This window comes from Streptomyces sp. NBC_01077 (assembly GCF_045162855.1).
Taxonomy (GTDB): domain Bacteria; phylum Actinomycetota; class Actinomycetes; order Streptomycetales; family Streptomycetaceae; genus Streptomyces.
Genome location: NZ_CP108669.1, coordinates 7278719 through 7301791 on the forward strand (window position 1 = coordinate 7278719; position 23073 = coordinate 7301791).

Annotated in this window: 25 protein-coding genes and 1 pseudogene; 13 read left to right on the top strand and 13 right to left on the bottom strand. The window is 71.1% G+C overall.

Going from position 1 to position 23073, the window contains the following annotated elements; translation table 11 throughout:
• The first annotated feature begins 60 nt into the window (after positions 1–60).
• Positions 61–1530, top strand: a complete 1470-nt coding sequence (locus tag OG462_RS32900; protein ID WP_406063251.1) for a transglycosylase family protein — start codon at positions 61–63, stop codon at positions 1528–1530.
• A 10-nt stretch (positions 1531–1540) separates the two neighbouring features.
• Here OG462_RS32900 and OG462_RS32905 read toward each other — a convergent pair whose 3' ends face one another.
• The 4 genes from OG462_RS32905 to zapE form a co-directional block, all read right to left on the bottom strand.
• Positions 1541–2425, bottom strand: coding sequence for a PPK2 family polyphosphate kinase (locus tag OG462_RS32905; protein ID WP_406063253.1), 885 nt, complete (start codon positions 2423–2425; stop codon positions 1541–1543).
• 95 nt (positions 2426–2520) lie between these two features.
• Positions 2521–3900 carry an alkaline phosphatase PhoX gene (locus tag OG462_RS32910; protein WP_406063255.1) on the bottom strand — a complete coding sequence of 460 codons (1380 nt, stop codon included), beginning with the start codon at positions 3898–3900 and terminating at the stop codon, positions 2521–2523.
• A 128-nt stretch (positions 3901–4028) separates the two neighbouring features.
• On the bottom strand, positions 4029–4460 hold the full coding sequence (locus OG462_RS32915; RefSeq protein WP_406063257.1) for an OsmC family protein: 432 nt from the start codon (positions 4458–4460) through the stop codon (positions 4029–4031).
• 34 nt (positions 4461–4494) lie between these two features.
• Complete coding sequence (zapE, locus tag OG462_RS32920; protein WP_406063259.1) at positions 4495–5580, bottom strand: cell division protein ZapE; 1086 nt, start codon at positions 5578–5580, stop codon at positions 4495–4497.
• Between the two features lie 36 nt (positions 5581–5616).
• On the opposite strand from zapE, the gene OG462_RS32925 reads away from it, so the two are divergent.
• From OG462_RS32925 to OG462_RS32965, 9 genes and pseudogenes are all read left to right on the top strand, one after another.
• Positions 5617–6465, top strand: a complete 849-nt coding sequence (locus tag OG462_RS32925) for a pyrimidine reductase family protein (RefSeq protein ID WP_406063261.1) — start codon at positions 5617–5619, stop codon at positions 6463–6465.
• Positions 6466–6571: 106 nt separating this feature from the next.
• On the top strand, positions 6572–7054 hold the full coding sequence (locus OG462_RS32930; RefSeq protein WP_406063262.1) for an indole-3-glycerol phosphate synthase: 483 nt from the start codon (positions 6572–6574) through the stop codon (positions 7052–7054).
• Positions 7055–7243: 189 nt separating this feature from the next.
• Entirely contained in the window at positions 7244–8635 is a 1392-nt protein-coding gene (murC, locus tag OG462_RS32935; RefSeq protein WP_406063264.1) for a UDP-N-acetylmuramate--L-alanine ligase, read from the top strand.
• 16 nt (positions 8636–8651) lie between these two features.
• On the top strand, positions 8652–9059 hold the full coding sequence (gene msrB / locus OG462_RS32940; RefSeq protein WP_266897998.1) for a peptide-methionine (R)-S-oxide reductase MsrB: 408 nt from the start codon (positions 8652–8654) through the stop codon (positions 9057–9059).
• 147 nt (positions 9060–9206) lie between these two features.
• Positions 9207–10940: pseudogene (locus OG462_RS32945) on the top strand (YwqJ-related putative deaminase); the annotation flags it as partial.
• Positions 10941–10995: 55 nt separating this feature from the next.
• On the top strand, positions 10996–11469 hold the full coding sequence (locus OG462_RS32950; RefSeq protein ID WP_406063266.1) for an SUKH-3 domain-containing protein: 474 nt from the start codon (positions 10996–10998) through the stop codon (positions 11467–11469).
• Positions 11462–11857 carry a YwqJ-related putative deaminase gene (locus OG462_RS32955; protein WP_406063268.1) on the top strand — a complete coding sequence of 132 codons (396 nt, stop codon included), beginning with the start codon at positions 11462–11464 and terminating at the stop codon, positions 11855–11857. Before OG462_RS32950 ends, OG462_RS32955 begins: the two co-directional genes overlap by 8 nt.
• Positions 11854–12768, top strand: coding sequence for an SUKH-3 domain-containing protein (locus tag OG462_RS32960; protein ID WP_406063270.1), 915 nt, complete (start codon positions 11854–11856; stop codon positions 12766–12768). Before OG462_RS32955 ends, OG462_RS32960 begins: the two co-directional genes overlap by 4 nt.
• A 30-nt stretch (positions 12769–12798) precedes the next feature.
• Positions 12799–13272 (top strand): SUKH-3 domain-containing protein, encoded by a 474-nt coding sequence (locus OG462_RS32965; RefSeq protein WP_406063272.1) that lies wholly within the window; start codon positions 12799–12801, stop codon positions 13270–13272.
• 7 nt (positions 13273–13279) lie between these two features.
• On the opposite strand, the gene OG462_RS32970 is transcribed toward OG462_RS32965, so the two are convergent.
• The 5 genes from OG462_RS32970 to OG462_RS32990 all read right to left on the bottom strand — a co-directional run bounded on the left by OG462_RS32970 (position 13280) and on the right by OG462_RS32990 (position 16950).
• Positions 13280–14065, bottom strand: coding sequence for an SDR family NAD(P)-dependent oxidoreductase (locus tag OG462_RS32970; protein WP_406063273.1), 786 nt, complete (start codon positions 14063–14065; stop codon positions 13280–13282).
• Positions 14066–14240: 175 nt separating this feature from the next.
• Positions 14241–14600 carry a hypothetical protein gene (locus OG462_RS32975; protein ID WP_406063275.1) on the bottom strand — a complete coding sequence of 120 codons (360 nt, stop codon included), beginning with the start codon at positions 14598–14600 and terminating at the stop codon, positions 14241–14243.
• A 16-nt stretch (positions 14601–14616) separates the two neighbouring features.
• Entirely contained in the window at positions 14617–15672 is a 1056-nt protein-coding gene (locus tag OG462_RS32980; protein ID WP_406063277.1) for a helix-turn-helix domain-containing protein, read from the bottom strand.
• 196 nt (positions 15673–15868) lie between these two features.
• Positions 15869–16108, bottom strand: coding sequence for a DUF397 domain-containing protein (locus OG462_RS32985; RefSeq protein WP_406063279.1), 240 nt, complete (start codon positions 16106–16108; stop codon positions 15869–15871).
• A complete protein-coding gene (locus OG462_RS32990) occupies positions 16105–16950 on the bottom strand; it encodes a helix-turn-helix domain-containing protein (protein WP_406063281.1) in 846 nt (281 codons plus the stop codon). Before OG462_RS32990 ends, OG462_RS32985 begins: the two co-directional genes overlap by 4 nt.
• Positions 16951–17101: 151 nt before the next feature.
• Between OG462_RS32990 and OG462_RS32995 the strand changes: the two genes are divergently transcribed.
• Together OG462_RS32995 and OG462_RS33000 are read left to right on the top strand one after the other, a co-directional pair.
• Positions 17102–17581, top strand: coding sequence for an ATP-binding protein (locus tag OG462_RS32995; RefSeq protein WP_406063282.1), 480 nt, complete (start codon positions 17102–17104; stop codon positions 17579–17581).
• 30 nt (positions 17582–17611) lie between these two features.
• Positions 17612–18778, top strand: coding sequence for a hypothetical protein (locus OG462_RS33000; protein ID WP_406063283.1), 1167 nt, complete (start codon positions 17612–17614; stop codon positions 18776–18778).
• 6 nt (positions 18779–18784) lie between these two features.
• Here OG462_RS33000 and OG462_RS33005 read toward each other — a convergent pair whose 3' ends face one another.
• From OG462_RS33005 to OG462_RS33020, 4 genes are all read right to left on the bottom strand, one after another.
• Positions 18785–19408, bottom strand: a complete 624-nt coding sequence (locus OG462_RS33005; protein ID WP_406063285.1) for a hypothetical protein — start codon at positions 19406–19408, stop codon at positions 18785–18787.
• The gene (locus OG462_RS33010; RefSeq protein WP_406063287.1) at positions 19408–19764 is read right to left on the bottom strand and encodes a hypothetical protein; all 357 of its coding nucleotides are present in this window, start codon (positions 19762–19764) and stop codon (positions 19408–19410) included. Before OG462_RS33010 ends, OG462_RS33005 begins: the two co-directional genes overlap by 1 nt.
• A gap of 146 nt (positions 19765–19910) precedes the next feature.
• Positions 19911–21935 (bottom strand): elongation factor G, encoded by a 2025-nt coding sequence (fusA, locus tag OG462_RS33015; RefSeq protein WP_406063289.1) that lies wholly within the window; start codon positions 21933–21935, stop codon positions 19911–19913.
• Between the two features lie 63 nt (positions 21936–21998).
• On the bottom strand, positions 21999–22130 hold the full coding sequence (locus OG462_RS33020; protein WP_406063291.1) for a hypothetical protein: 132 nt from the start codon (positions 22128–22130) through the stop codon (positions 21999–22001).
• Positions 22131–22281: 151 nt separating this feature from the next.
• Between OG462_RS33020 and OG462_RS33025 the strand changes: the two genes are divergently transcribed.
• Positions 22282–23070, top strand: a complete 789-nt coding sequence (locus tag OG462_RS33025) for an alpha/beta fold hydrolase (protein WP_406063293.1) — start codon at positions 22282–22284, stop codon at positions 23068–23070.
• Positions 23071–23073: the final 3 nt, after the last annotated feature.

A 23073-nucleotide genomic window follows, 5' to 3' on the forward strand; every position in this document is an offset into this window, starting at 1 on the left:
CATTCAAGGGCGGCGGCACCTGACCGTGCCGCCGCCCTTCCTGACGAAACGGGACATGACATGGGACGCAAGACCCTCGGTACGGGAACCCGTGGCGCCCTCGCGACGACGCTGCTGCTGGGCGCGACGGCCCTGCTGCCGGCGGCACCCGCGCAGGCCGCGTCGGTCGCCACCTGGGACAAGGTCGCCCAGTGCGAGAGCGGCGGAAACTGGTCGATCATCAGCTCGAACGGGCTCTACTACGGTGGCCTCCAGTTCAAGCTCAGCACCTGGAAGGCGTACGGCGGCAGTCGCTACGCGACCTATCCGCACCTGGCCACCAAGAAGGAGCAGATACTCATCGGCGAGAAGGTCCTCGCCGGCCAGGGCGAACGTGCCTGGCCCACCTGCGGCCCCCGCGCGGGCCTGGGCGGCGACACCGCCGAACCCTTCCCCAGCGAACCCACCGAGGCCGCCTGGCGGGACGACTCCGCGTCCCGGGTGAACGCGGACTTCAACGGCGACGGCCGCGACGACAACGCGGCCTTCTACGGCTACGCCGACGGTTCGGTCTCCCTCTTCACCTTCCTCGGCAGGAGCGACGGCGGGTTCGCCGACCCCGTCAAGTCGTGGAGCGTGACCCCCGGCAACTGGACCCACCGCAGCATCAAGCCCGTGGCGGGCGACTTCAACGGCGACGGACGCGCGGACCTCGCGGCCATGTACGACTACGCCGACGGATCGGTGGCGATGTTCACGTTCCTGTCCAAGCCCGACGGCGGATTCGCGGCTCCGGTGAAGTCCTGGACGACGGCGCCGGGGAACTGGTGGCCGGAGAACGTCCAGCTGGTGTCCGGCGACTTCGACGGCAACGGGCGTGACGACGTGGCCGCGTTCTACGGCTACGGCGACGGCCGGGCCGCGCTGTACACCTTCAAGTCCGACGCCTCGGGTGAGTTCGGCACCCCGCTGCGCTCGTGGAACGTCCCCGCGGACCACTGGTGGGGCGAGAACGTGAAGCTGGCGTCGGGTGACTTCGACGGCAACGGCCGGGACGACGTGGCCGCGTTCTACGGCTACAACGACGGCCGGGCCGCCCTGTTCACCTTCAAGTCCGAGACGGACGGCGGCTTCGCCGATCCCGTGAAGTCGTGGAACGTCCCCGAGAAGTCCTGGTGGGGGAAGAACGTCAAACTCACCGCGGGCGACTACGACGGCGACCGGCGGGCCGACGTGGCCGCCATGTACGGCTACGAGGACGGCGGCATCTCCCTCTTCACCTTCGCCACCAGGACGGACGGCACCTTCGAGAGCCCGGTGAAGTCCTGGACGACGGCGCCGGGGAACTGGTGGGTGGAGAACGTGCAGATCGCCTCCGGCGACTTCGACGGCAACGGCCGGTCGGACGTGTCCGCGTTCTACGGCTACAGCGACGGCCGGGCGGCCTTCTACACCTTCAAGCCGGACACGGCGGGCAGGTTCGGCACCCCACTGCGCTCCTGGAACGTGCCCGCCGACTACTGGTGGGGCAGCGCCGTCACGCTCGGCTGACCCCGTCCGCTCACGTGGCCAGTAGCCGCCGCCTGCACTCGGCCACGTCGAAGTCCCCCGGCGGGTACTTCGGGTCCAGTGCCTCCAGGTGTTCGAGCAGCAGCTTGCTGATGGCCCAGTTGCGGTACCACTTGCGGTCCGCCGGGACCAGGTACCAGGGGGTCTGGTCCGTCGTGCAGCGTTCCAGGGCGATCTCGTACGCCTCCCGGTACGCCGGCCACAGAGCGCGATCCTCGATGTCGCCCACGTTGAACTTCCAGTGCTTCTCCGGGTTGTTCAGGCGCTCCAGGAGGCGGCTGCGCTGTTCCTCGTACGAGATGTGGAGGAAGACCTTGACGACCGTCACGCCGTCGTCGGCGAGGGACTGCTCGAAGCGGTTGATCTGGCCGTAGCGTCGGCCGAGCTGGGAGCGCGGGACCAGCTCCCGTACACGGGCGATGAGCACGTCCTCGTAGTGCGAGCGGTCGAAGATGCCGATCTCGCCCGGCCGCGGGAGCGCCTTCATGATGCGCCAGAGGAAGGGGTGGTTCTGCTCCTCCGGAGTCGGGGCCTTGAAGGCGCGGATACGGCAGCCGGACGGGTTGAAGAGGCCGATGACGTGCTTGACCGTGCCGCCCTTGCCACTGGTGTCCATTCCCTGGAGGACCAGGAGCACGCGTCGGCGGTCACCGGCCGTGCTCGACGCGTACAGGCGTTCCTGGAGGTCCGCGAGGCGCGGTGCGAGGGCGGCGGTGGCGGCCAGACCGGCCGCCTTGTCGGCGGGGCCGGCCGGGGTCGCGGAGGCGTCGTACGCGGTGAGGTCGATGCGCTCGCCCTCCGGGACGCGGAGTGCCTCCCGCACGGATACGGGCTTGGACCTGCCCTTGTGCTTGTTCTTCCCGTCCTTCTTCGCCACCTCGTGCCCCTTCCGCCGCGCCGCTCGTCCTCCCCCGATCCTGCGACGGAACCCGGCCGCCCGCGAGTGCGAGCGACCGGGATCGGCACCTCAGCTCAGCACCACGGGCCCGTCACCGCGAACGTCGTGCCCGGCGTGTAGCAGTTCACGTACATCGTCTGCCGGTCCGGCGAGAAGGTGACGCCCGCGAACTCGCCCCACTCCGGGGCCTCGGGCGTGCCGATGTTCTGCGCACCCCTGGCCACCGCGTACACCTCGCCCCGCTCGCTCACCCCGAAGACGTGCTGCGCCCCCTCGCCGTCCTCGCAGACCATCAGGCCCCCGCTCGGTGCCAGACAGATGTTGTCCGGTGACTCGCCGGGGTGCTGCAGGTCGGTGTCCGGGCCGAAGACGACGACGAGGGTGAGCCGGCGCCGGTGCGGCTCGTACTTCCAGACCTGGCCGAAGTGCGTCGCGCCGGAACCGTCCTTCACACGTGCGAAGGAGGATACGAAGTACACGGCCCGGCCGCCCCAGTAGCAGCCCTCCAGCTTCTGCGCGTGGGTGATGCCCCCGGGGCCGAAGTCCTGGAATCTGATGGGGGTTTCCGCCGCCTGCGGATCCGGTACGGGGACCCACTCGATGCCCTCGAAGCGGGTGCCGGTCTCCTGGACGACGGAGAGGTCGGGCACGCCGGGCACCCGCATGGCCTCCAGGGCGCCGCCGGCGCGCAGTGATCCCGTGCCGCCGAGCGGCTTGTGGGGGAGGAAGCGGTAGAAGAGGCCGAAGGGGCGGTCGAAGGCGTCCTCCGTCTCGTAGACGATGCCGCTCGCCGGGTCGATCGCGATCGCCTCGTGCTGGAAGCGGCCCATCGCGGTGAGCGGGACGGCTCCGGTGCGGTGCGGGTCGGCGCCGTCGACCTCGAAGATGAAGCCGTGGTCCTTGGTGTAGCCGTTGGTGCCGGCCTTGTCCTCGGTCTCCTCGCAGGTCAGCCAGGTACGCCAGGGGGTGGGCCCGCCCGCGCAGTTGACGGCCGTACCGGCGATGGCGACCCGCTCGCCGAGGACGTTGTTGCGGCCGTCGAGCTCCAGGGCCGTACAGCCGCCCTTGCCGGCCGGGTCGTACGTCAGGCCGGGGACGGTCGGCACGCCGATCTTGCCGGTGACGCGGTTCTCGTGGTTACGGACGAGGTGCACGCGGCCTCGACGGCCGGCGAAGGCGCCCATGCCGTCGGGGTTGCTGGGGACGGGGCCCTCGCCGGAGCGGAGCGGTTCGCCCTGCCGGGAGAGCACCCGGTAGCGGAAGCCGGCCGGGAGGTCGAGCAGGCCGGCGGGGTCGGGGATCAGGGGGCCGTAACCGGCCTTTCGGCCCGTGTGGCCGGTGGTCGCGGCGCTCGCGCTGCCGGCGAAGAGTTCGGAGAGGGCGCCGGTGAAGGCGATTCCGGCGGCGGAGGCACCGGTGCGGGACAGGATCTGACGTCGAGTCGCGGATGACATGAGGCAACAACTCCCTGCTGGCGGACAGGTGTGTGACGCGTGACCCGCATGTGTGTACCACGCACTGTGGTGACACGAGAACCATGCGGGCCACAACTGCCTCATGTGGCGTGTGTTCTGACCCAGGGTCAGGAACCGGCGAGCTCGGCCGTGAGGGTGATCGTCGTGCCCGTGAGCGCCTGGCTGACCGGGCAGTTCTTCTTCGCGTCCTCGGCCAGCGCCTGGAACTGGTCCGCGTCGAGGCCGGGGACCTCGCCGCGCACGGTGAGGTGGATGCCGGTGATGCCCTGGCCGGGCTGGAAGGTGACGTCGGCCTTGGTCTCCAGGCGGGCCGGCGGAGCGTAGGCCTTGGCCAGGATGTTGGAGAAGGCCATCGAGAAGCAGGAGGAGTGCGCGGCGGCGATGAGCTCCTCGGGGCTGGTCTTCCCGTTCGGCTCCTCGGTGCGGGCGGGCCAGGAGACGTCGTACGTGCCGAGACCGGAGGAGTCGAGGGTGACGACGCCGGAACCCTTGAGGAGGTCGCCCTGCCAGACGGTGTGGGCGTGACGCACGGTGGCCATGGTGGATCCCTTTCGATCGGGTATGGCCACCAACCTACTGCGCGACCAGCCCCTTGGCGTCGCGGGCGAGCGCGGTGAGCCGGGAGATCGCCCGGAAGTACTTCTTGCGGTAGCCGCCGTTCAGCATCTCGTCGCTGAACAGTCGGTCGAACGGGAGTCCGGAGGCGAGCACGGGTATCTCGCGGTCGTAGAGCCGGTCGGCGAGGACGACGAGCCGGAGGGCCGTCGACTGGTCCGGGACGGGCTGGACGTCGGTGAGGCAGACGGCGGTGAGGTCGTCGGTGAGCGCGCCGTACCGGCTCGGGTGAACCCTGGCCAGGTGTTCGAGCAGGTGCGGGAAGTCGTCGAGGGAGGCGTCCGGCGTCGCGTACGCGGTCTCCGTGACGACCTGGTCGGAGTAAGGGGAGGGGGCCTCGGGCAGACCGCGGTGGCGGTAGTCCTCGCCGTCGATCCGCAGCGGCATGAAGTGGGCGGAGAGGCCCTGGATCTCGCGGAGGAAGTCGGCGGCGGCGAAGCGGCCCTCGCCGAGCTTGCCGGGGAGCGTGTTGGAGGTGGCGGCGAGCGCCACACCGGCTTCGACCAGCTTGCCGAGCAGGCTGGAGACGAGGACGGTGTCGCCCGGGTCGTCGAGCTCGAACTCGTCGATGCAGAGGAGACGGTGCCCGCTGAGGGTCTTCACGGTCTGCTGGAAGCCCAGCGCGCCGACCAGGTTGGTCAGCTCGACGAAGGTGCCGAACGCCTTCAGCGCGGGCTCGGCGGGGGTCGCGTGCCAGAGCGAGGCGAGCAGGTGGGTCTTGCCGACGCCGTACCCGCCGTCGAGGTAGACCCCGCGCGGCCCGGTGGGGGCGGCCGGCTTCCGGGCGAACCAGCGGCGCCTCCCGGCGCCGGAGGCGTGTGCTCCGCCCAGGCCCTCGGCGAAGGAGCTCAGTGCCTTGACGGCGTCCGTCTGGCTGGGCTGGTTCGGGTCCGGGAGGTACGTGTCGAACCGTACGGAGTCGAAGCGCGGCGGCGGCACCATCTCCGCGACGAGTCGGTCGGCGGGGACGTGGGGCTCTCGGGAGCAGAGCGAGAGCGGGGCCGCTGAGGTGGATGCGGCTTCAGTGAGGGCACGGGTCGACACAGTTCCCCACTGTAAGCGCCATGTCAGACTGCGAGGATGCGACGACTGCTCCCTGTGACGGACATGACAGCTCCCGAGACCGCCGCTGGGACCACGACCGGGACCACGGGCGGGAATCTCGCCGGGACCACGGCCGGGCCCCCCGCCGAGCAGGGCTCCGCCGCCGGACGTGACTGGTCCCTGGACGAGCTCGCCGACGCCTACGCGTATCCGGAGGGGGACGGCGTGTGGCTGCGGGCCAACATGGTCTCCTCGCTCGACGGGGCCGGGCAGCACGACGGGCGTTCCCAGCCGCTCTCCTCCGACACCGACATGCGGATCTTCGGCACCCTGCGGGGCCTCGCCGATGTGGTCGTCGTCGGTGCGGAAACGGTACGCCTGGAGGGCTACCGCCCCGCACGCGCGCGTGAGGCCTTCGCGGCCCGCCGTGCCGCCACCGGACAGGGACCGGCCCCGGTGATCGCCGTGGTCAGCGCCTCCCTGAACCTGGACTTCTCGCTTCCGCTCTTCACCGAGCCGCTGGTGCCGACCCTGATCCTCACGGGGGCCGCCGCGCCCGCCGAGCGGGTGCGGGAAGCGCGCGCGGCGGGCGCCGAGGTACTGGTGGCGGGCGACGGGGCCGGGGTGGAGCCGGCCCGCGCGAAGGCGGTGCTCGCGGAGCGCGGGCTCCGGCGGCAGCTGACCGAGGGCGGGCCCCGGCTGCTCGGCCAGTTCGTGGCGGCGGGGGTCCTCGACGAGCTGTGTCTGACGGTCTCGCCGACGATGACGGCGGGCGACGCCCAGCGGATCGCCGGGGGCCCTTCGGTGGCCGTCCCGACACGCTTCGCGGTGGCTTCCGTGCTGGAGCAGGACGGCTTCCTCTTCACCCGCTACCGTCGGATCTGACAATCGGCGGAATTTGTCGTTCCGCTTAGCGTCCGCTGGGCACACTTACTGTCGCAGACCCCGTGCGGGCACGGGGGAGGATGGTTTCCGCAGAAGGGCTCCTGAGGTGTTCACAAGCGTTCTGATGATCGAGAAGCCCCTGACGTCCGTCGACGTGGAATTCGTCACCACCCTGCACGGCGACGAGGGCGTGTCCTTCATCGTTCTGATGCAGCCGCGTGGTGACCAGGCCGATCTACTGCTGCGTGCCATCGACGACGTGGCCATGGGCGAACTGAAGGAGGCCACGCGTGAGGGCGACGAACCGGAGGGCAAGGAGGCCAGGGTCCCCGCCGAGCTGGCCCTGGAGCACTCGCTCCAGGCCCTGAGAGACGCCGGCTGCGAAGCGGTCGGCCAGGTCGTCGAGGACCACCCGCTCACCAAGATGAAGGCGGTGGTCGACGAGTCGGAGGCGGACGAGGTGATCGTGCTCACCGCCCCGCACTACGTGGAGGAGTTCTTCCACCGGGACTGGGCCTCCCGGGCCCGCCACAAGGTAGGGGTCCCCGTGCTCAAGCTCTTCGCCCACAGTGAGGAAGCCGGCGAGTAGCCGGCCGGACCTGTCCGCGTCCGCGCCCCGTGCAGGGGGCGCGGACACGACTCCGGCACGGGGCGCGGACACGCCCCGGCACGGCCACCACGCCGCGCACCCGCCCCCGCCGCGGCCCGCCGGGTCCACCCGGCCGCAGCCACTAGGCTGGGGTCTTCCACGCACGACGCACCCCGGGGAGAGATCCGCATGGCACCCGCCATCCCTGCCGCCATGGAACGGCCGCACTTCATCGGCATCGGCGGTGCCGGAATGTCGGGCATCGCGAAGATCCTCGCCCAGCGCGGCGCCAAGGTCGCCGGCAGTGACGCCAAGGAGTCCGTGACCGCCCAGTCGCTGCGCGCCCTGGGCGCCACCGTGCACATCGGCCACGCCGCCGAGCACCTCGCCGACGACGCCTCCGCCGTCGTCGTCTCCAGCGCCATCCGCGCCGACAACCCCGAGCTGGCCCGCGCCGCCGAGCTCGGCATCCCCGTCGTCCACCGCTCCGACGCGCTCGCCTCCCTCATGGACGGCCTGCGCGCGATCGCGGTCGCCGGTACGCACGGCAAGACGACGACCACCTCCATGCTGGCCGTCGCGCTCACCGAGCTCGGTCTCGACCCCTCGTACGCCATCGGCGGCGACCTCGCGGGCCCCGGCACCAACGCGCTGCACGGCGAGGGCGAGGTCTTCGTCGCCGAGGCCGACGAGAGCGACCGCAGCTTCCAGAAGTACGACCCCGAGGTCGCGATCGTCCTCAACGTCGAGCTGGACCACCACGCGAACTACGCGTCCATGGACGAGATCTACGAGTCCTTCGAGGCCTTCACCGCCAAGATCCGTCCCGGCGGCACCCTGGTCGTCGGCGAGCACGCGGGCGCGCGTGAACTGGCCCGCCGGGTCGCGGACCGCGACGGTCTGAACATCGTCACGGTCGGTGAGACCGAGGACTCCGACGCCCGCATCCTCAAGATCGTCCCGAACGGGATGAAGAGCGAGGTGACGGTCGCCCTCGACGGCGTCGAGCACACCTTCACCGTCTCCGTCCCGGGCCGTCACTACGCCCACAACGCCGCCGCGGCCCTCGCCGCCGGCGCCCGCGTCGGCATCGACCCGGCCGAGCTCGCCCAGGCCCTCACCGCGTACACCGGCGTCGGCCGCCGCCTCCAGCTCAAGGGCGAGGCGAAGGGCGTCCAGGTCATCGACTCGTACGCGCACCACCCCACCGAGATGACCGCCGACCTGGAGGCCATGCGCGGCGCCGCCGGGGCCTCCCGCCTCCTGGTGGTCTTCCAGCCCCACCTGTTCTCCCGCACCCAGGAGCTGGGCAAGGAGATGGGCGACGCGCTGGCCCTCGCCGACGCGTCCGTCGTCCTCGACATCTACCCGGCCCGCGAGGACCCGATCCCGGGCATCACCAGCGAGCTGATCATCGCCGCCGCGCAGAAGGCCGGCGCCGACGTGACGCCCGTCCACGACAAGGCCACGGTGCCGCAGGTCGTGGCGGGAATGGCGGGACCCGGCGATCTCGTTCTCACCATGGGCGCGGGCGACGTCACGGACCTCGGCCCGCTGATCCTGGACCACCTGTCGAAGTAGCAGAGGGAGCGAGCTCATGGCGTACGACGTCGAGAAGCCGGACGAGCAGTGGCGTGCGGAGCTGACCCCGGCGGAGTACCAGGTGCTGCGCCAGGCGGGCACCGAGCCCGCGTTCCGGGGTGAGTACACGGACACCACCACCAAGGGCGTGTACTCCTGCCGGGCCTGTGGCGCGGAGCTGTTCACGTCGAACGAGAAGTTCGAGTCGCACTGCGGCTGGCCGTCCTTCTTCGACCCGAAGGACAGCTCCGCCGTCGAGCTGATCGACGACCGCTCGCACGGCATGGTCCGCACCGAGGTCCGCTGCTCCCGCTGCGGATCCCACCTGGGTCATGTCTTCGAGGGCGAGGGCTACCCCACGCCGACGGACCAGCGGTACTGCATCAACTCGATCTCGCTGCGGCTGGAGCCCGGCGAGAGCTGACCGGTCGGGAAAAGCGACGGCGGCAAGGGATTCCTCCCTTGCCGCCGTCGTGCTGTTCCGCCGGGGAACCTCGGACTCACCGTCAGGCGTCCTCTGTGGTAGGACTGTTACGCATTGCAAAGAGTCATTGACGGGGGTGGGGGAATCGTGGCGGTCACGGTGCCGGGCTGGGCGGACACACTGCTCGATCTGATCGGAGTGGCCTGGCCGAACGTCGACGAGGACGCGTATCGCGAGATGGCGGACGCGTTGCGGGAGTTCGCGGAGGACCTGGAGGACGACGGTCAGCTCGCGAACAACCACTTCGAGCGGCTGCTGTCCTCGGGGCAGGGCGAGTCGATGGACGCGCTCAACGAGCACTGGTCGAAGGTCAAGACCAAGCACATCAAGGACATCGCCGGTGCGGCGCGCACGATCGCGGGCGGTCTGGACACGGCGGCCGGTGCGATCGAGGGCATGAAGCTCGCGGCCATCGTCCAGCTCGGATACCTCGCCGCCGAGGCGGGCATCGCGATCTCCCTCATCCCGGTGACCGGTGGTCTGTCGGCGTTGATCGGCGCGGGCGCGATGCGCGCCACGCAGGAGGTCATCAAGCGGCTGATCAAGGAGTGCGTGGAGGAGGCCGTCGGGTACGTCATCTCCGCGATGACCGAGCCGGCCGTGGCGGCCCTGGAGGGCATGGCGGCCGACCTCGTCGTCCAGCTCGGCGCGGTGGCGATCGGGCTCCAGGACGGCGTCGACCTCGACCAGACGAAGGACGCGGGCAAGGACGGCTTCAAAGAGGGAGTGCAGTCCGGCAAGGAGGCCATGAACCTGGCCTCCGCCGGCGGCGGGGGCGGCAAGGGATCGGGCAGCGGGTTGAAGAACCTGCACATCGAGCACTCCGAGCACACCCACGCCTCCACCCAGCTGAACGGCGTGAGTGCCGGCATCCACGGAAAGACGGCCGGCAAGCTCACGAAGGCAAAGACGGCGCACGGCCGGGCCCGGGGCCGTGACTCGATCGCCGACGCGATCGATCCGGTCGCCGACAAGGCCCTGGAGGCCCTCACCAAGGCCGCCAAGAGCATGGGCGACCACGTCGGCCAGACCCTGCCCAAGGTCGTCAAGCAGATTTCCGTCGACCACAAGAACACCGACGACGACCTCCGTGACCGCTTCGCCCGCCAGCGCAAGGGCGACCACGACAACGGCGGCAAGGGCGGCGGCGGTGGAGGCGGTGGCGGTGGCGGTGGCGGCGGGAACGGTGGGAACGGCGGCTCCGGCAACGACCCGGGCAGGCGCATCACCCCGGCCCCGCCCTGGCACGGCAGCTCCGCGGGCACCATGCGACACAACCGCACCGACCCCCTCGACGTGAGCCACCTCACCCCCGAGCAGCAGCGCGAAGCCCTCGTCCAGGAGACCCGCGACCTCGCCGACCGGGCGCGGAGGGCCGACCCGGACAACCCGGACGACCCCAAGCACCAGATCGACCTCGCCAAGACCCGGTTCCCGGTCGGCGAGCACCTCCTCAAGGACAACACCTGCTCCGGCGGGCTGCTCCACGACGGTGTGGTCACCAGCCACACCAGCGCGACCAAGTTCGAGGGACAGGACAAGCCCGCCCTGCATCCGGCCGCGCAGGACCTCTACGACCAGGTGAGGGCCAGGATCGAGAGCGAGGGCCGGAGGCCGGGCGCAGGCCACGGGCAGTGCGCGGAGGCCCTGCTCCTCTCGGACCGGCTCCACCAGCTCGACCCGTCCGGCACCTCCATCAGTACGCTCGACCACGTACGCGAGAGGATGGCCGGCGCGCAGATGTACTCCGTGCAGATCGGCCGGGATCCGCGGGGAGTACTCGCGCACAACGACTACAAAGAGCCGTGCCGCTCGTGCGAGATAGCCCTCGACATGGCGGGCATCGGCGCGTACGCAGGTTAGGAGCCACCACCCCATGCCCCATCTCAACGTTCCCGCGGACGTCGACGCCTGGTTCGCCGAGTACGGCTGGTTCCCCGGCCGGAACGTGGCCGACCAGGTGCCGGCGATCGTGGCGCAGATCGTCGGGGAGAGCCGGAACGCCGGCTTCCCGGTGGAGCCGTTCGCCGCCGCCACCGACTTCCTGGCCGAGCACGCGGGGCTCAGCGTGACCCACGACGTCCGGCGCGAGGAGCACCTCCACTTCACGCCCGTCCCCGTATGGGGCGATCTCTTCGAGGACATCGCGGAGCTGAGCCGTGGCCTGGGCGCGAAGGTGTTCCCGGTCGGCTGGGACTCCGCGGAGGGGGAGTTGCTCGTCATCGACGAGCAGGGCCGGTTCTTCACCATGAACAGCTTCGGCAACTACTACATGGGCACCGGCAAGCACGAGGCCATGATCGGCCTCTTCCGCTGGCCCATGAAGGACGCGGAGGACCTCTATGTCTGACCTGATTCCCGGTACGGCGGCGTCGCTGCTCCTCCACGGAACGATCACCAGCCACACCAACCTCACCGGCGACGGCGAGCCGGAACTCCACCCGGCCGTGCGGGAGTTCTTCGACGGTCTCCCGCCCGCCCTGCGCGAGCCCTTCATCGGCTACTGCGCCGAGTCCGCCCTCGTCTCCGACGAGCTCTTCGGCCTCGACCGGCGGCGGGCCGACGGCCGGACGATCACGCTGGACGAGGCGGCCCCGCATTTTGCGGGCGCCGCGCTCGTCGCCCGCAAGATCCGCCCGCACGGCGACCCCGCGCACGGCACCGAGGCCGACGTCTGCCGTTCGTGCTCGGCGCTCCTCGACCGGCTGGGCATCGCGATCCTCCGCGATCAGGCATGACGGGCGTGCTGACGGAGGCGGGGTGGCGGCCCGGCCGTGACGCGGGGGACGACGCCATGCTGGCGGTCCTCATCACGGTGACGGTCGGCGCGGAGCTGTTCCCGGCCGCCGAACGGGCCGTGCGCGAGTTCCACGGCCTGCACGTCCACCCCGCCGCCGACGGCGGCCGGGAGGTCGCCGCCATCGGCAGCGTCGTCGACCCCCGCGAGGCCCGCCTCGACGTCCCCTCCCTGAACCGGCTCGCCGACTCCCTCGGCGTACGGCTCTTCCCCTTCGGCCGTACGGACACGGACGCGCCGCTCGCGGTCGACCAGCACGGCCGGCTCCTCATGCTCGGCCCCGGCGGGCCCTGGCTCCTCGGCGAGACGGTCCACGAGGGTCTGACCGCGCTCGCCCACGGCGTCGCGCCGGTACGGCTCCGGGCGCCCCGGTGGCGATTCCCGCTGCCCGGCGACGCCTCCGTCGCTCTCGACGCCGCCGTACGAGCCGCCCTCGTCGCCGTCTACGTCCTGCACAGTACGGGCGTGTACGGCGCCCGGGTGCTGCGTCTACGGGCGACGACGCTGCGGGGGATCGGCGTCGTGGCCGTGGACGAGGACTTCCCGCTGGGCCCGGGCTCCCTGGAGAGCAGCACCGAGCCGCTGATCGCGGAGATGACGGCTCGGCTCGACGCCACGGGCGCACACGCGAGCGGCTGCGAACTGACACTCACGGTTCCCGTCCCGTCCGGTACGGAGGGGCCGTTCGCCACCGTGGAGTGCTCCGTGACGCTGGGCAACCCGGCCGTAGGGCCCGCACTGACCCTGTCGGCCGGCCTGCCCACGTCCCTCGGCCCCACGGCGGCCGTGCTGGATGCCTGCGCCGAGGCGTTCGCCGCCTGGTCGGGGGCGGGCAAGGCCGGCCGCGGATAAGGACGGCCGGCCGCGGATAAGGAGTTCCCCGTGCCAGGAACGGAAACCCGGGAAGACGTCGACGCCTGGTTCGGGGAACACGGATGGTTCCCCGGCCGGGATGTGACCGGCCAGGCAACGGCGATGATCAGGGACGTCACCGAGCGGTACCGGGAAGCAGGCTGCCCGGTGGAGCCCTTCGAGGCCGCGACCGCCTTCCTCACCGAGCACGGCGGGTTGCGCCTGACGATCGACGCCTCCCGAGAGGAGTACCTCTACCTCACCCCGTACCTCGGCTACCGGTCGGCTCCGGCCGACGTCGCCGAGCTGAGCCGTGACCTCGGGGTACGCCTCTTCCCGGTCGGCCTCGACGGCTCGGACTCGTCCCCCGTGCTCATCGACGAGCGAGGCAGGTTCTTCTACCTGCACCACACCGGCGCCTTCTATATGGGCGCCGACAGGTACGAGGCGATGATCAGCCTCGCCCACGCCCCCATGCAGGATGCGGAGGACTACTTCGTCTGACCCGGAATCAGTGGACGGAGAAGCCGCCGTCCACGAAGAGGGACTGGCCCGTGACGTAGGAGGAGGACGGGCTCGCCAGGAAGACGGCCGCGCCCGCGAAGTCCTCGGCGAGGCCGTTGCGGCCGGTCATCGTGCGGGCGGCGAGTGCGGCCACCTTCTCCGGGTCGGCGGACAGGCGCTGGTTGAGCGGGGTCATCACGAAGCCGGGGACCAGGGTGTTGGCCGTGACGCCGTACGGGGACCAGGCCTCGGCCTGCGAGCGGGCCAGCGACTCCAGGGCGCCCTTGGAGACCCCGTACGCGCCGCTCTGCACGAACGCGCGGTGCGCCTGCTGGGAGGTGATGTGGATGATCCGGCCGAAGCCGCGCTCGGCCATCCCCGGGCCGAACCGCTGACCCAGGAGGAACGGGGCCTCCAGGTTCACCGTCATCGTGGTGTCCCAGACCTCCTCGGCGAGCTCGCCGAACGGGGGGCGGAGGTTGATCCCCGCCGAGTTCACCAGGATGTCCGGCTCGCCGAAGGCGGCCGCGGCCGCCTCAGCCCCCGCCTTGATGCCCTCGCGGGTGCTGAGGTCGGCGCTCACCCAGGCCGCCCGGCAGCCGTCGGCCGTCAGCTCGTCGACGGTCGCGACGAGCTCGGCCTCCTTGCGGGCCATCACGACCACACTCGCCCCGGAGCGGGCCAGGGCCCCGGCGATGGCCCGGCCGATGCCGGAGCTGCCGCCCGTGACGAGGGCGGTGCGCCCTTCGAGGGAGAAGAGGCCGGAGAGGTATCCGCCGGGGGTCGTGCTCATGGTGCTGCTCCTCGTGTCGTACGCCACCTGCCGTCCGCGCGCGGACGGAGGGCAGGTGCACGCATCCTGGCACACGGCGCTCGCGGGCCGGGAACCGAGTCGGACGAGCGTCGGACGCGGACGACACGGGAAGGCGCACGGACACGAAGTCCCGAGGCCTGGAGACCTCCTGGGGTCAGGAGGAGACGGTCGTCCAGTCGCCGCTCTGCGAGGCCGGCACCCATGCGGTCGTGTCCCCGTAATACGTGGCGAACGAGCAGGAGTTGTTCTTGTAGAAGGTGACTTCGGCCTCCCCCTTCCACCACCAGCCACCGATCCAGGTGTCCTTGCTCGGGGTGCCGAAGCATCCCGATACCGCATCGCCGTTCTGGTTGTAACCCTGGATGCGGATGGAGTAGACGAGGCCGCTCGTGTCGTGGAAGTGGATCTGCTGTCCGTTCGTCGCGGCGAACGACTGCCCCGCGGAGCCCAACACCCCAGCGAAGGACAGGGCAGCGGCAGCGGCGGTGGTGGCAACCTTCGTACGCAGGTTCATGTTTTCGTGGTTCCGTTCACTCTGGGGTGGTGTCCTCTGCGGTGAATTTAGGCCCGAACGGAGCGCGGTGGTGTGTGTGACGTGCAGGGTTTCTGTGCTTTGCGTGCCGTGGAGCCGCCAGGGAGGACGCACGATGTTCGGTAGGGGTGATCCCGTAGGCCTCGCGGAACGCCCGGCTGAACCCGGTGGCGGTGGAGAAGCCCCAGCGCGCCGCGATCGCCTGAACGGGCTGACCGCTCAGTTCCCCGCACGCGAGGTCGGCGTGGGCACGCTCCAGCCGGCTCCGGCGGATACGTGCCGAGATGGTCAGGGGCTGGTCGCCGAAGAGGTTGTAGAGCTGCCGGAGGGACATGTTGTGGCGATCGGCGATCACCTGAGGAGTCAGGCCCGGGTCGCCGAGATTGTTCTCGATGAAGCGATGGATCCGCTGCACCGTCTCCTGCGCACGGGCCTCGGCGGGCGCCGCACCGGGGTCACCGAGCTGCTGCGCGAGAAACGCGGTGGCCAGGTCGAGGGCGACGGACCCCATCCCGCGCAGCTCCTCCGGGCGACACTGCGGGCCGTGCGTGAGCAGCGTCTTCAGGAAGTCGGCCAAGATCGCCCCTGACGCCACGTCTGCGGCCAGGCCCCGTGCGAGGAGGCGGTCCACCCGGTCCGACTTCAGAGCCAGGGCGTGACGGGGAATCTGCATGACCACCGTCTCGACCTGCCCGCCTGTGCATTCCCCCTCACTCGGTCGTGAGGTGTCCGTGAGGACGAGTTGCCCCGCGACCAGCGATTCGTTGCCCCGCTGGGAGATCCTGACAGCGCCTTGTGTGACGAGCGCCAGCTGCAGGTGCTCGGGATCGCCACGCCGTACATGAGTCGACGTGCGGCGCGAGAGCACCGGTGAGCAGGCCAAAGCGGACAGCCGCACCACGCCGAGATCCAGGTCCGTGATACTCGCCCGGAAGTCGGCCGCGTGCCGGGTGCTGAGCATGACGGGCATGACATCACTGGACACCGCCTCGCAGAACCAGTCGAACCTGTCCTTCCGCGCCTCGACAGCCTCCGACGCAACCAGCAATCCCATGCGATCCCCCACACCTCGATGTGGCGTGATCCAGTCCCGTACCGGTTGTCGCACAGCCGTGCTTCACCCTCGCCGCCACGTGATCGATTATCAGACACGCGCTTTCGGACGCATCCTCGGTTCGGCGTGGCGGCCACCGACTGGCCGGCGGGACACCCGGTGGCGCCCGCCCAGTTGTCGCATCAAACCCTGGCCGTCAGCCGAGCTGGGTGAGGAACTCCGTCCAGGCGGCGGGCGCCACCGTGAACTGGGGGCCGTCCGGGATCTTGGAGTCGCGGACGTGGACGGTGGAGGGGCAGGAGGCGACCTCGACGCAGTCACCGTCGCCACCACTGCTGTAGCTCGACTTGTGCCAGGAGAGGGCGACTTCGACGCAGTCGTCTCCGCTGCCACCGCTGTAGCTGCTCTTGAACCAGGCCAGGTCTGTGGTGCTCATGGCGCTCCTCGCATCTCCCGCAGCAGGCTCACGGACTTCTCGAAGGAGAGAGCCTGTGCTCGCATCCTGGCATACCGCTTCTGGAGGATGCTGACCACTTTGGGGTCCGAGAGGAGGAGGCCGCTCTCCTGCCCCTCGCAGTAGGCGTACCACTTGTTCTCCGGGGTCTCCAGGAGACGCATGGGGCCGTCGAGCCCCGAGTGGTGCTCGCGCGACTGCGGCATGATCTGGAAGTCGATGTTGCGGCGTGAACAGATGTCGAGGATGTGGGCGATCTGCTCGCGCATGACCTGCGGACCACCGGTCTGGCGGCGCAGCACGTGCTCCTCGATGATGAAGCTGTAGATCGTGTGGGGGCGTTCCGTGAGGAGCTTCATCCGCTCGACGCGGGCGTCGAGTTGTGCCTCGATCTCGGCGTCACCCATCGTCGGAATCTGCTTCTCGAAGAGCGTCCTCGCGTACGCGGGCGTCTGGAGCAGGCCCGGCACGAGCCGGTTCTCGTACGTGTAGAGCGCCGCCGCCTGAGCCTCCAGCTTCGCCCACTGGCGGAACCAACTCGCAAGCCCCGGCTTCCGGGCCAGGTGCTTCGCCGCCGCCCGGATCACCCCGAAGGCGTCGAGCACCACCTCGGACTTCTCCACGAAGTCGACCGACGGTAAACGCCGCCCCTGCTCGATCGAGGCCACCGTCGGCACCGAGTACCCGACGAGGGGCGCGAAGGCCTCCTGCGTCAGCCCGGCCCGCTTCCGGAAGGTCTTGACCACCTCACCGAAGGCCTTCAGGCTGTCCGATGCCTCCGGTTCACTGCCGCCCTGAACCTCGCCCGGAACCTCGTCCGTCACCCCGGCCACCTCCCGCACCCATGCGCTCGCACTGAACGCACCCATGCTCACGGGCAGTTATCGGTACCGTCCAGAGTGTGAACCCGTACGCTGTCGCAGCGTACGGGTTTCTGACCTGGCAACCCGTCCCCGGCGGCGCCACATTGGCCCCATGACCACCCCCATGACCCGCCAATCCTCCGTCACCGTACGTGTGTTCACCCAGCGCTTCAGCTCGACCCCGCGTGGCGCGCGCCTCGCCCGCCGGCTCGCTCTCCACCAGCTCGACCGCTGGAACGTTCCGTACGGCTCCGAGGTCTCCGAGACCGTCGGGCTCCTCGTCGCCGAACTCGCCGCCAACGCCGTCACCCACGGCCGGGTGCCCGGACGTGACTTCGAGCTGACGCTCTCGTACACGCCCGGTCTGCTGTTCCGGGTCGGCGTCTCCGACACCCGGAGTGAGCGGCGCCCGGCCCCCGTCGCCCCGGGCCCCCTCGACGAGGGCGGGCGCGGCCTGCTCCTCGTCGAGGCGCTGGCGACCCGGTGGGAGGTGCTCGACCGTGTACCGGTCGGGAAGACCGTACGAGCGGAACTCGACCTCGCGGCCTGCGCCGATTCCGCTGACACAGCTGACCGACTCCCGCCAGACTGACGGGAAAGAGAGGGACGGGGGAGCAGCACGATGGCGACGAAGACGGACGAGGACAAGGCGCGGGCCTTTCTGTGGGAGCTGCAGGCGCAGATCGCCGAGGTGCGTGGCCTGCGACGAGGCAGGCAGGGGGCAGGCTGGAACGAACTCCTCGTGGAGACCGGGAGGAGAATGCCCGGCCTGTCGGACGAGGTGGTGGACCGGGTTGTCGCGTTAGGGACAACGCCCCAGGATCACTGGCCGCCTTGCGGGCCCGACGAGCCTCCAGGGGGATACTGGCTGATCCACACGCTGGCGGACCGGCTCGAGAAGTCCTTCCCCGCCTCCTTCACCCGTCCCGTGCTGGGCCTGCTGGCCACGGGCGAGATCAATGCCGTGACGCTGCTCGCCCCCGACTCGCAGGCGCACGTGGTCGTCTTCGAGAACGAACTTCTCAACTTCGCCGGCCTGTTCAGCAAGGCCGTGGCCCTGGCGATGCCCCAGGAGAGAGCGGAGGGCGACAGGATCGCGTTCTCCGTGGACGTCGACAAGGTGCGTCGTCACGTGCGGGACTCCCCGGAGGCCGTTCGCCGCTTCCGCGAGGTCGTGCTCGCCTATCTCCTTGAGGGCGAACCGAGCAGAGCGCCCCAGTACTTCCCCCCGGAAGGCGTCGACCAAATGGGCAGCATCCTTCGGGACGGGATGGAGCTCTTCGTCCTCGGCCATGAATACGGCCACGTCATGGCCGAACACGTGGCCGACCGGAAGGGCCCCCGTCGCATGCTGGGGACAGACGGTGCCGACGTCACCGAGGTCACCGAGGTCGCCTGGAAGTGGGAGCAGGAGGCGGTCGCCGACCTCATCGGCTGGAATCTGTGCCTGGGGGCCATGAGCGGGGACTACGGCCCGTCGCTACCCCACGCGGGCGTCGAACTCTTCTTCTCCGCCTGCGAGGTTCTCGAACGGGCTGTGCCCTTGCTGGTGACAGGCGCGAACGCTCCGCGCCCCGCGTCCCCGACCCATCCGCCGACCGAGCTCCGACGCGACCTCGTGCGCGGACACGCGAAGGAACGCCTCAACGAAGGCGCGGCACCGCTCCTTCAGCTGGGTACCGCGATCCAGGAGATCGTGGACGTCCTCTGGGAGCAGACCGCCCCCGTGATCCTCGACCTCCACCGGCAAGGTGCGGTTCCCGACGCCCGCTGGACAGCCAACCTCTAGGGGGTCCTAGGGGCAGCTCTCCACCGACTTCGCCGACCCGATCCGCCCCGACGGCACCCGTCGCTCCACCTCCTTGACCCGCAACCGCACCCCCTTGGCGTCGATCCCGACGAGCGTGCCGCACAGCACGCTCCCGTCGGTCTGCACGATCTGCACCCCCGGCTTCCCGGGCCGGGGGCCGTACCAGGTCAGACCGATCCCCGCGGTGACCACAGCCAGCGCCAGGAACCCCGCGGCGATGGCCCGGCGCAGGTCCCGTACGGCCCGGCGCACGGTCAGCCGCTCCCTGGTGAGCAGTTCCTCCAGCGAGGCGTCGGCCACGCGACGCCGCGGCAGCCCGAACGCGGCCCGCATGGCGAAGAAGGCCCCGGCCGCGGAGAGCAGCAGTCCCCCCAGCAGGAGTACTCCCACCGCGCCGCGCGCCCCGCCGGACAGTCCCTGCAGGGTGTCGGGTCCCTTGACGATCCCGACGGCGGTCAGCAGGCCGAGCAGGGCGGCGAGGCCGTTGCGCCAGTTCTCGGCCTGGGCGCGGACCCGGACGAGCTCGCCCTCCAGCAGTCCGCGGGACTCGTCGGCCCGTGCCCGGCTGGCCGGCGAACTGGGCGTACCGGCCGTGACGCGGACCGCCATCAGGCGTCCCACTCGACGTGCAGCACCCAGGAGGCCCCGCATCCCTTGTGCTCGCCGGCCTCGGGGTGGGCGGCGGGGCAGGCGCAGATGACCTCGACCTCCCGCGAGCCCGCTTCGGCGGCCCGGCGGAGAAGCAGGCGGGCCAGCAGGCCGGTACGGGTGAGCGCGTCGGCGTACGCGACGAGCGGCTCGGCGTGCACGGTCTCGTGGTGGCAGCGTGGGCACGGACCGCTCACGACGATGACCTCGGGCGCCGTCTCGTCCGGATGCAGGCTGACCCGCGCGGTGCCGGCCGCGGCCGTGTTCCACTCCGGGTCCGACTCCACGCGGTACAGCAGGTCCTGTTGGTCCGTCACTCGCCCCCCTTGGGTGTCCGATCCGATCAACCTAACGTCCCGCAAGGGGCCTTGACACTGCCGGTATGCGCCACGCCCCGACCGCGCAGGCCCGGTGTCGGCCCGGTGTCCGGGCCGCGGGGTCACCGCGGCCCGGACACCCCCGTTCACACCGTCCGGTCCTGCGGGGCAGGGGCGTAACCCGCCGGGCGGGTGGTGAACGTGCCCCGGCCCTGGGTGCGGCCGCGCAGGCGGGACGCGTAGCCGAAGAGTTCGGCCAGCGGCACCGTCGCCTCCACCACCGCCGTACCGGAGCGGGTCGTCTGGTCCGTCACCCGGCCGCGGCGGGCCGCGAGGTCACCGAGGACCGAACCGACGGACTCCGCGGGGACGGTGACCGTCACGTCGGCCACCGGCTCCAGGAGCGTCATCACGCTCGCGCGGAGCGCCTCGCGCAGCGCGAAGCGGCCCGCCGTGCGGAACGCCATCTCCGAGGAGTCCTTCGGATGCGTGGCGCCGTCCGTGAGCGTGACCCGGACGCCCGTCACCGGGTGGCCGCCGAGGGGACCCTCGACGAGCGCGTCCCGGCAGCCGGCCTCGACCGCGCGGACGTACTCCTGCGGGACCCGGCCGCCCGTGACCGTCGAGCCGAACGCGAACTCCGCCTCGTCGGTGTCCGCGAGCGGCTCGACGTCGATGACGACATGGGCGAACTGGCCCGCGCCGCCGTCCTGTTTGACATGACGGTGGAGCAGTCCGGTGACGCCCTTCGCCACGGTCTCCCGGTACGCGACCTGCGGACGGCCGACCGTGACCTCAAGGCCCCGGTCGCGCCGCAGCTTCTCCACCGCGACCTCCAGGTGCAGTTCGCCGAGACCCGACAGGACGGTCTGGCCCGTCTCCGGGTCGGACCGCACGACGAGCGACGGGTCCTCCTCGGAGAGCCGGGCGAGCGCCGTCGCCAGGCGGCCGGTGTCCGTGCTCCGGCGGGCCTCGACCGCGACCGAGACCACCGGGTCGGCGGTGGTCGGCGGTTCGAGGACGATCGGCGCGCCCGGGGCGCACAGGGTCGCCCCGGCCCGGGCGCCCTTCGGGCCCACGACGGCGACGATGTCCCCGGCGCGCGCCACGTCGACCTCGGTCGCCCGGTCGGCCTGCACCCGCAGGATGCGGGCGATCCGCTCGGTGCGGCCGGTGACGGTGTCGAGCACGGTGTCCCCCTTTCCGATCGTGCCCGCGTAGACGCGGACGTAGGTCATCCGGCCGGTGGCCGTCGCGCTCACCTTGAACGCGAGCGCGGTGAACGGCGCCTCCGGGTCCGCCGGCACCTCTCCGCGTACCGGAGGCATGTCCGAGGGCGCCGGGAGGTACGCGACGACGGCGTCGAGCAGCGGCTCGACACCCCGGTTGCGGTACGCCGAGCCGCACAGGACGACCACGGCCTCGCCGGTGAGGGTGAGGTCGCGGAGCGCGCCCGTCAGCGTCCCCTCGGAGAGCGCGGAGACCGAGCAGAACTCCTCCAGGGCGCCCGGATGCAGCTCCGCCACCGTCTCCTCCAGGCGTCGCCTGCGGTGCCGTGCCTCGTCCCGGAGCTCGTCGGGGACCGGCTGGTCGGTGTACGTGTCGGCGCCGTCGGCCCACACGTACGCCCGCATCCTGACCAGGTCCACGACGCCGGTGAAGCCGTCCTCGCGCCCGATGGGGAGCTGGACGGGCAGCGGGACGGTACCGAGGCGGGTACGGATCGACTCCACGGCGGTGTCGAGCTCCGCGCCCGCCCGGTCCAGCTTGTTGACGAAGGCGATGCGCGGGACGCCGTGCCGGTCCGCCTGCCGCCACACCGTCTCGCTCTGCGGCTCGACACCCGCGACGGCGTCGAAGACGGCGACGGCGCCGTCGAGGACGCGCAGCGAACGCTCGACCTCGTCGGAGAAGTCGACGTGCCCCGGGGTGTCGATCAGGTTGATCCGGTGCCCGGCCCAGTCGCAGCTGACGGCCGCGGCGAAGATCGTGATGCCCCGGTCCCGCTCCTGCGGGTCGAAGTCGGTGACGGTGGTGCCGTCGTGGACCTCGCCACGCTTGTGGGTGGCACCGGTGAGGTACAGGAACCGCTCGGTGACGGTGGTCTTGCCGGCGTCGACGTGGGCGAGGATGCCGAGGTTGCGGACGCGGTCGACGAGGTGGGTACGCACGGTGTCGTGCCTTTCGCTGCTGCTGGATGAAGACAGGGCAGCGCGATTCCCGTACGCGGGCCGTCAGACGGACGGCGGGAGCGACACGGGTCGGCGATGGCGGGCGCGCAGCCGCCACCGGCCGGAGGGAGAGGCGAGGATCACGTCGTACCGGGCACGGGCGGACGACACGGCTGCGGCGCTACGGCAACGCACGGTCGTCTCCCCTCGGTCGGACGTCTCACGGGGCGCACCGGTCGATGCGCCGAGACGTGAGTGTAGGGAGGGGAACGGGACGCGCGACAACGGTTTTTCCGGAGGCCACGTGCTGCGGCCGTGGGCGGCGCATTTCAACTAGCCTGGAGGCATGGCAGTGGTGCGGGTCGGCGGCGTCGACGTCGCCTATACGCGGAAGGGGCGAGGGCCGGTCGTGGTTCTCGCTCACGGGGCCGGGCTCGACGGGCGGATGTGGCAGCCTCAGGTCGAGGCGCTGGCGGACGAGTTCACGGTGGTGGCCTGGGACGAGCCGGGGGCCGGGCGGTCCGGCGTGCTGCCGGCGGGCTTCGGGCTCGCGGACTTCGCGGGCGCTCTCGCCGCCGTGATCGAGGACGTGGGGCTCGGACCCGCCCAGGTCGCGGGGCTGTCCTGGGGCGGGACGGTGGTCCTGGAGCTGTACCGGTGGCGGCCGGAGCTGGTGCGGTCGCTGCTGATGGTGGACACGTACGCCGGCTGGAAGGGCTCGCTGCCGCCGGAGGAGGTCGCGGCGCGGGTCGAGGGGGCACAGCGGATGCTCGCGGCGCCTCGGGAGGACTTCGACCCGACGCTGCCGGGGCTCTACGCCGACGGCCCGCCGGAGCGCTTCGCCGCGCTCCTGGACGCCATGAGCCGTGACGTGCGGCCGGAGAGCATGGCCGCGCAGCTCTCCCTGATGGCCGAGGCCGACGAGACGGACCTGCTGCCCCGTGTCACGGTGCCGACCCTGCTGCTGTGGGGGGAGCGCGACGCCCGCTCCCCCCTGGACGTCGCCCACGCCTTCCGGGACGCGATCCCGCACGCCGAGCTGGTGGTGATCCCCGCGGTGGGCCACATGAGCAACCTGGAGGCGCCGGAGGCCTTCACCGCGGCGGTTCGCACCTTCTGCCGCGCGCACGTCTAGGCA

Bases quoted from the DNA above. Each gene is read 5' to 3' on its own strand.
- OG462_RS32900 (WP_406063251.1), top strand. From the start codon at position 61: ATGGGACGCAAGACCCTCGGTACGGGAACCCGTGGCGCCCTCGCGACG.
- OG462_RS32910 (WP_406063255.1), bottom strand. From the start codon at position 3,900: ATGTCATCCGCGACTCGACGTCAGATCCTGTCCCGCACCGGTGCCTCC.
- OG462_RS32915 (WP_406063257.1), bottom strand. From the start codon at position 4,460: ATGGCCACCGTGCGTCACGCCCACACCGTCTGGCAGGGCGACCTCCTC.
- OG462_RS32925 (WP_406063261.1), top strand. From the start codon at position 5,617: ATGCGACGACTGCTCCCTGTGACGGACATGACAGCTCCCGAGACCGCC.
- murC (WP_406063264.1), top strand. From the start codon at position 7,244: ATGGCACCCGCCATCCCTGCCGCCATGGAACGGCCGCACTTCATCGGC.
- msrB (WP_266897998.1), top strand. From the start codon at position 8,652: ATGGCGTACGACGTCGAGAAGCCGGACGAGCAGTGGCGTGCGGAGCTG.
- OG462_RS32950 (WP_406063266.1), top strand. From the start codon at position 10,996: ATGCCCCATCTCAACGTTCCCGCGGACGTCGACGCCTGGTTCGCCGAG.
- OG462_RS32955 (WP_406063268.1), top strand. From the start codon at position 11,462: ATGTCTGACCTGATTCCCGGTACGGCGGCGTCGCTGCTCCTCCACGGA.
- OG462_RS32960 (WP_406063270.1), top strand. From the start codon at position 11,854: ATGACGGGCGTGCTGACGGAGGCGGGGTGGCGGCCCGGCCGTGACGCG.
- OG462_RS32970 (WP_406063273.1), bottom strand. From the start codon at position 14,065: ATGAGCACGACCCCCGGCGGATACCTCTCCGGCCTCTTCTCCCTCGAA.
- OG462_RS32975 (WP_406063275.1), bottom strand. From the start codon at position 14,600: ATGAACCTGCGTACGAAGGTTGCCACCACCGCCGCTGCCGCTGCCCTG.
- OG462_RS32980 (WP_406063277.1), bottom strand. From the start codon at position 15,672: ATGGGATTGCTGGTTGCGTCGGAGGCTGTCGAGGCGCGGAAGGACAGG.
- OG462_RS32985 (WP_406063279.1), bottom strand. From the start codon at position 16,108: ATGAGCACCACAGACCTGGCCTGGTTCAAGAGCAGCTACAGCGGTGGC.
- OG462_RS32995 (WP_406063282.1), top strand. From the start codon at position 17,102: ATGACCACCCCCATGACCCGCCAATCCTCCGTCACCGTACGTGTGTTC.
- OG462_RS33000 (WP_406063283.1), top strand. From the start codon at position 17,612: ATGGCGACGAAGACGGACGAGGACAAGGCGCGGGCCTTTCTGTGGGAG.
- OG462_RS33005 (WP_406063285.1), bottom strand. From the start codon at position 19,408: ATGGCGGTCCGCGTCACGGCCGGTACGCCCAGTTCGCCGGCCAGCCGG.
- OG462_RS33025 (WP_406063293.1), top strand. From the start codon at position 22,282: ATGGCAGTGGTGCGGGTCGGCGGCGTCGACGTCGCCTATACGCGGAAG.